This window comes from Burkholderia stagnalis (assembly GCF_902830275.1).
Classification (GTDB): Bacteria; Pseudomonadota; Gammaproteobacteria; order Burkholderiales; family Burkholderiaceae; genus Burkholderia; species Burkholderia stagnalis.
Genome location: NZ_CADESW010000003.1, coordinates 464,082 through 470,081, shown reverse-complemented (window position 1 = coordinate 470,081; position 6,000 = coordinate 464,082). Strand labels below are relative to the sequence as shown.

At 69.4% G+C, this 6,000-nt stretch carries 6 protein-coding genes; all 6 read right to left on the bottom strand.

Annotated features, from left to right (window positions below):
• Positions 1-251 (bottom strand): paraquat-inducible protein A (locus HWY45_RS09165; protein ID WP_176118358.1); only part of this gene is annotated, 251 nt, incomplete at its 3' end.
• 48 nt (positions 252-299) lie between these two features.
• Positions 300-770 (bottom strand): MarR family winged helix-turn-helix transcriptional regulator, encoded by a 471-nt coding sequence (locus HWY45_RS09160; RefSeq protein WP_059882535.1) that lies wholly within the window; start codon positions 768-770, stop codon positions 300-302.
• Between the two features lie 8 nt (positions 771-778).
• Entirely contained in the window at positions 779-2,263 is a 1,485-nt protein-coding gene (locus HWY45_RS09155) for an MdtP family multidrug efflux transporter outer membrane subunit (protein ID WP_059882418.1), read from the bottom strand.
• Positions 2,260-4,356 (bottom strand): FUSC family protein, encoded by a 2,097-nt coding sequence (locus HWY45_RS09150; protein WP_059882420.1) that lies wholly within the window; start codon positions 4,354-4,356, stop codon positions 2,260-2,262. Before HWY45_RS09150 ends, HWY45_RS09155 begins: the two co-directional genes overlap by 4 nt.
• Before the next feature lie 7 nt (positions 4,357-4,363).
• Entirely contained in the window at positions 4,364-5,419 is a 1,056-nt protein-coding gene (gene mdtN / locus HWY45_RS09145) for a multidrug transporter subunit MdtN (protein WP_059882421.1), read from the bottom strand.
• Positions 5,420-5,434: 15 nt separating this feature from the next.
• Positions 5,435-5,755, bottom strand: a complete 321-nt coding sequence (locus tag HWY45_RS09140; RefSeq protein WP_230946984.1) for a YtcA family lipoprotein — start codon at positions 5,753-5,755, stop codon at positions 5,435-5,437.
• Between the last annotated feature and the right edge of the window lie 245 nt (positions 5,756-6,000).

Sequence of the window (6,000 nt, the reverse complement as noted above, 5' to 3'; positions counted from 1 at the left end):
ATCGCGCCGAACAGCGTGGTCTGCACGCGGTTGCCGTTCACGTCCATCTCGAGGATCGGGAACGCCTGCGCGATCATGAACGTGATCAGCGCCGCGAGCGTGAGGGCGCAGATCCGGTCGAGCTGCGCCGAGCTGCTGCGGTAGAGCACCGCGTCGCAGCGCGGGCAGTGCGCGACGTCACGGCCGCCAAGGCCCAGCTTGTGCAGCAGTGCGTCGCATTCGTGACAGGCGATCAGAGCGGGTTTCGACATGGGAGGTATAGCGATCCGGGTGTTTCGGGAAGTTCGCGGCCTGCCGGGTCAGCCGGGCTGTCCGTCGATCTCCCCGAGCATCCGTTCGAGGAATCGTTTGAGCACCGCCCGCTCCTGCGCCGACAATCGATTCAGCACGCCCCGCCTGACCTCCGCCAGCACCGCCGGGATGCGCTCCGCGAGCGCCAGGCCGGCCGGCGTCAGCGCGAGATCGAGCGTGCGGCGATCGTCGCCATGGCGTCGGCGCACGACCCATGCCCGCTTCTCGAGGTCATCCACCAGCCGCGACATGCGGCCCGCGCCGCACCCGAGCGAGCGGGCGAGCGCCTGGCATGACACCGCCTCGCCACGCGCGAGATGGACGAGCGCCCTGCCCTGGGAGAACGGCATCCCCAGCGCGGTCAACGTTGCCTGCTCGAACAGCCGCTTGATCGACGCGTGGACGCCCAATATCGAGCGAACCGCGTCAAGCTCGCGCGATACGTCGCGGCGATCCGGTGGAGAAAACCTGTCGGCCATGTTCCGCACTACCGGGCCTTCGGCGTGACCGGCGCTTGCGCCCGATAACCGCCGCCCAGCGCCTTCGTCAGCGCGATGTCCTGGCCGATCCGCCGTCCGTCGAGCTCGGCCAGCACCATGCGTTCGACGAGCACCGCCTGCTTCGCCTCCACGGCGGCGAGCCGGCTCGCCAGCCCGGTTCGGTAGTGGGCGTCGACGCTGTCCTGCGCGAACTGCACCGCCTCGATCTTCTCCGTCTGCAGCTTCGCCTCGACGTCGAGATCCTGCAGCTGGCTGCCCGTCATCGCCACGTCGCGCACCGCGTTCAGCACCGCCTGGTTGTACTGCAGGATCAGCAGGTCGCTTGCCGCGCGCGCGCCGCCGAGATTCGCGTTGAGCCGGCCGCCGTCGAAAATCGGCAGGGTCAGGCCGGGAACCAGGTTGATCTGCTGGCTCGCATGCGTGAACAGATCGGCCAGATGCAGCGCGTTGACGCCGAAGAACGCCTTGATGTCGAAGCTCGGATAGAACGCGGCCTTGGCCGCATCGATCCTGTCGAACGACGCTTCGACATACCAGCGCAGCGCCTGCAGATCCGGCCGTCTCGCCAGGAATTCGTACGAGAGCGTCGTGGGCAGCGCAAGCGGCGGCGACGGCAGCGGCACGGGCCGGAGGTCGCCCAGTTCGTCGGCGCGCGCGCCGACCAGCGCCCGCAACGATTCGCGCAACTGCGTGATGCGTGCTCGCGCGGCCGCCAACTGCCGCTGCGTCGTCAGCTGTTGCGCGCGCGCCGTTTCGGTCGGCGTCCGCGGCTCGAGGCCGCGCGCCGCACGCGCGGCATGCGCATCGACCGAGATGGTCGCGATCGCGTGCAGTTGCTCCAGCAGATCGGCGATTCGATAGGTCGTCTGGATGCCGTAATAAAGCTGCGCGACATCCGCGGCGAGTTCCAGTTCGACGGCCGACAGCTCGACCGCGCGCGCATTGCGCACCCCCAGCGCGGCGGCCACCTGCGCACGTTCCTTGCCCCAGATGTCGACATCGAGACTCGCGCCGAGGCCGACGATGCCTTCCGTATACCAGGGCCCGGTCGCGCCGATCATCGGCTCGTTGCCGGAATAGGCGCCCAGGAAGCCGTTGCCCGACACGCGCTCGCGGTCCACCGAGCCGAGCGCGGACACCTGCAGGTTCGTGCCGGCCTTCACGAGATCGACGTTGGCCCGGGCCTGGGCGACACGCGTGCGGGCGATCGCCATCGTCGGCGCGTCGCCGAGCGCGCGCTCGATCAGCGCGTCGAGCTGCGGATCGGCATAGCGGGTCCACCAGCGGGCCGACGGCCAGTCGCCGTGCGCCAGATGGATGTCGTCGGCAATGCGAATGCGCTCGGGATCGAGCGCCGCGGCCGGCTGGGTGTCGTGGCGGATCAATGCGCACGCGGACAGGCCGCACAGCAGTGCCGCGGCCGCGACACGGCGCAGCGATGAAGAAAAGGATCGAATCGGCGAAACGGTCATGCTTGCGAAGCTCGCGAGGAAAGTGCGGGGCTGACGGCGTCCTCGGCCCAGGCGGGCAGGATCGAAATCTGGCCGGCCAGGTTCCCGGCCCGGGTCAACAGGCGCGCATGGGCGGCGCGCTCGGCATCGGCCGGCTGCGCCGACAGATCGGCCGCGCAGCAGGCCGACAGCGCGTCCAATGCGATGCGGGGCGGCGCGTCGACCGTCAACGGATGGTCGGCCAGCCCGTGTGCGTAGCTGTCCAGCGCAGCGGCCAGCGCCTGTTCAAATGCGCTCGCGGCCGCCTCGGTCCGCTCCGTCAAGCGCAGCGAGCGCCGTTCCGCGCCGAACGCGTCGGCGGCCAGCAGGATTTCCCTGACGTGGGCCAGCAGCGTCTGCATGCGCAGGGTCAAGCCTTCGTGCTGCCCTTCGGCCATCTGCCAGCCCGGTTCCAGCGCCACGCGCGCGGCCATCGCGTCGCAATCGGCCAGCTCGCCCCACAGCGCGATGGGCACCGGACCCGCTGCGCCCGGACGCAGGTGCGCGGCGATCCGGCGCAGCAGCGTCGCCGCGCGCTGACGCAGCGCTTCGCCCTCGGCCTCGGGCCACAGGAACGCGTGGACGGCCGCCGACACCGCGACGCCGAGCAGGATGCCGACCATCCGGTCACGGATTTCGGTCAGGTCGGTGACCGGACCGAATTCCTCCAGCAACGCCAGCGCAAACGTGAACATGATCTGGATGCCCGCGTAGCTGATGCGCTCGGAGCCTGCCGCCACCCACGCGCCCAGCGCAATGACGGGCAAGGCCATCATCAACAGGCCGACGATGCCGTCGAGATGCGGCACGACCCACACGACCATCGCGAGCGCCAGGGCGCTGCCCACCACCGCGCCGCCGATCCGCAGCGCGGCGCGCTGGGCGGTCGCGCCGAGGCTCGGCTGCGCGACGATCAGGCAGCTCAGCATCATCGTATGGATACCTTGCCAATCGGTGGCGATATAGAAGACGTAGCTGAACAGGGCCGCCATCAGCGTCTTCAGCGCGAACTGCGCATAGACCGGATTGACGAGCGCATCGGGCACCAGCAGGCGCCCCTTTTCGGCCGGCGATTCGGCATCCGGCGCCGCCGCGGATCGATCCGCGAACGCCAGCAGCGCGTCGCGCATCTCCGCCAGCGCGCCGGGCAACCCGTCGGCCGGCAGCGCGGCCAATGCCGCGGGCGCGACATAGCGCGTGCCCGCTCCGATCGCATCGCCGAGGCCCCGGCATGCGTCGCGCAGCGCGGGCAGCGCGTTCGCCGGCAAGCCGGCCGTGGAGGCCGGCAGGTGGCCGGCGGCGGCGTACAGGCGCGACACCGTTGCCGCGCGCGCCAGATGCAGCGCCTGGCCCTTGCGATACGCCGCGTCGCGCATCGTGGCGAAACGCAGCAGCTTCTGCAGCGTCAACGCGGCAAGCTGGATCGCACGCGCCCCCGGCACGCCGGCTGCCGGCGTGCCGTGTTCGAGGCCGGCCAGCGTCACGTCGATCGCGTCCAGTTGCGCGCGCATCGCGGCTTCGAGCTGGCGCACCGGCTCGGCGGGCAGCAGCAGCGTATTGATCACGAGCGTCAGCGCGATCGCATAGTTGACCGCGACCCATACCCACAACACCATGCGCACCAGCAGTTCGGCCTGATCCGTCCGGTCGACGAAGGTCTGCACGTAGATGACGATCAGGCCGACGATGAAGAACACGACGCCGACCTTGGTCACGCGCATCAGGTAGACGCTGCCGAAGAACAGCGCGCTGGCCAGCAGGATCCGCAGCAGCGGATAGTCGTAGGTCAGCTTCAGCACCAGGATCGCGCTGACGATCGCCAGCGTCGAACCGACGACGAACAGCACGCCGATCATGCGCGTCACGACGACGTTGGCCTGCGTGACGTAGAACACGACGATCAGCGACAGCGCGAGCAGCGGCACCTGCAGCGCCATCGACGTGACGATGACGAGCGCGCTGGTCAGCACGCAGCGCAGCGTCACGTTCATGCGCCCCGGATACGGGCGGATTTCGCCGCCCACGAAGCGGGCGAAACGTTGCAGGCCGCCCGGCAGGGCATGTGCGGCGCTCATGTGCCGCTCAACGGGATGCATCGTGCGGGTGGCCATCGCGGCGCAGCGTGGCGACCGCCGACGTGCCGATCCGGAAGCTCGCCGGGTCCGGGTTCGCCACCGCGATCTTGACCGGGAAGCGCTGTGACACATGCACCCAGTTGATGCTGCGCTGCACCCGCGGCAACCCCTCCAGCACCACGCCGCCGTCGTCGGGCAGCACGCCGTAGCTGATCGAATCGACGCGGCCCTCGAAGCGCCTACCGGTGTCGCTCGTCAGGTAGACAGTGGCCGGTATCCCCGCGCGCACGCCCTTCAGGTCGGTCTCGCGGAAATTCGCGATCACATACCAGTGGCGCGTATCGATCAACGTGAACACCGGCTTGAGCGCGGAAGCGAACTGCCCCACCGTCGTGCGCAATGCCGCGACCCGCCCGTCGAACGGCGCGCGCACCTCGGTGAACTCGAGGTTCAATTCGGCGATCGCGATCTGCGCGTTGACTTCCGCGCGCTGCGCGACCAGCGCGTCCACGCCGCTCACGGCCGCCTTGGCCTGCTGCGCCTGCAGCGTCGCCGCATTCAATTCCGCCTGCGCGGCCCGTTGCGCGGTGCGGGCCCGATCGACGTCTTCCGCCGACGTGTAGCCATGCGCCAGCAGCGGCTCGATCCGGCGGAGCGTATCGGTTGCCTGGTTCGCCTGCGCGCGGGACCGCTCGACCGCCGCCTTCACGGATTCGGCGTTGTATTGCTGCGCATTGACCGAACGCTGCGTGAGCGCGATCTGCCGATCGAGCGTCTCGAGCCGCGCCCGCGCCTGATTCAGCGCATCCTGGTACGGCCGCGGATCGATCCGGAACAGCAGATCGCCCTGCTTGACCGGCTGGTTGTCGCGCACCGGCATCTCGACGATGCGTCCGTTGACTTCCGGCACCACGTTGATCGTGTCCGCGTACACGTACGCGTCGTCGGTGCTCGGTGCACGGTCGATCCGCCACAGCACGACACCGAGCAGCACCAGCGCGGCGGCGGCGACGAGCAACGCGGGAAGGGACTTTTTGCGCGAGGCGCGGGAGGCGTCGGACATATACGGTACGCGTGATCAGTGGGGGAAGAAGAGCAGCCAGAAGGCCATCGCGAGCAGCGCGGCGAACGCCGGGTAGCTGATCGCGAGCGGCGCCAGCCACGCGCGCTTGCCGCGCTTGCCCAGCACGACATGGACGACGACGGTGCCCAGCACGCCGAAGACGATGCAGAACAGCCAATCCGGAAACGCGGCGCCGAACACGACGACCGACGGCGCGGGCACGCAGCCGCCAAGCAACAGGCTGGCCGCGAGCGGGACGAATTTCTGGGCGGTGGATGAGCGCATCTGCAAAGGACTCACGGCGGCGGGCAATGGACGCATGGTCGAATGCCGCAAGGTTGACTCGACGATTGAATGGGTACGGCGGAACGGGGCTCGGGCGGATGGCCGCCTGCCTGCCGCGGCAGCCGGGCGCAAGCGCGGCCCCGGCCGGAAGAACGGAGGGCCGGTAACAGGCCCTGCGCGACTCGATCCCCGATGGTAAGCGGGCGGAGAAGGCGAAAGCACTGGAATAACCGACAACGCGATTGTGAAAATTCACAATGCGGCCCGCCGCGATCGCGGGGCCGCGCACGCTGCGC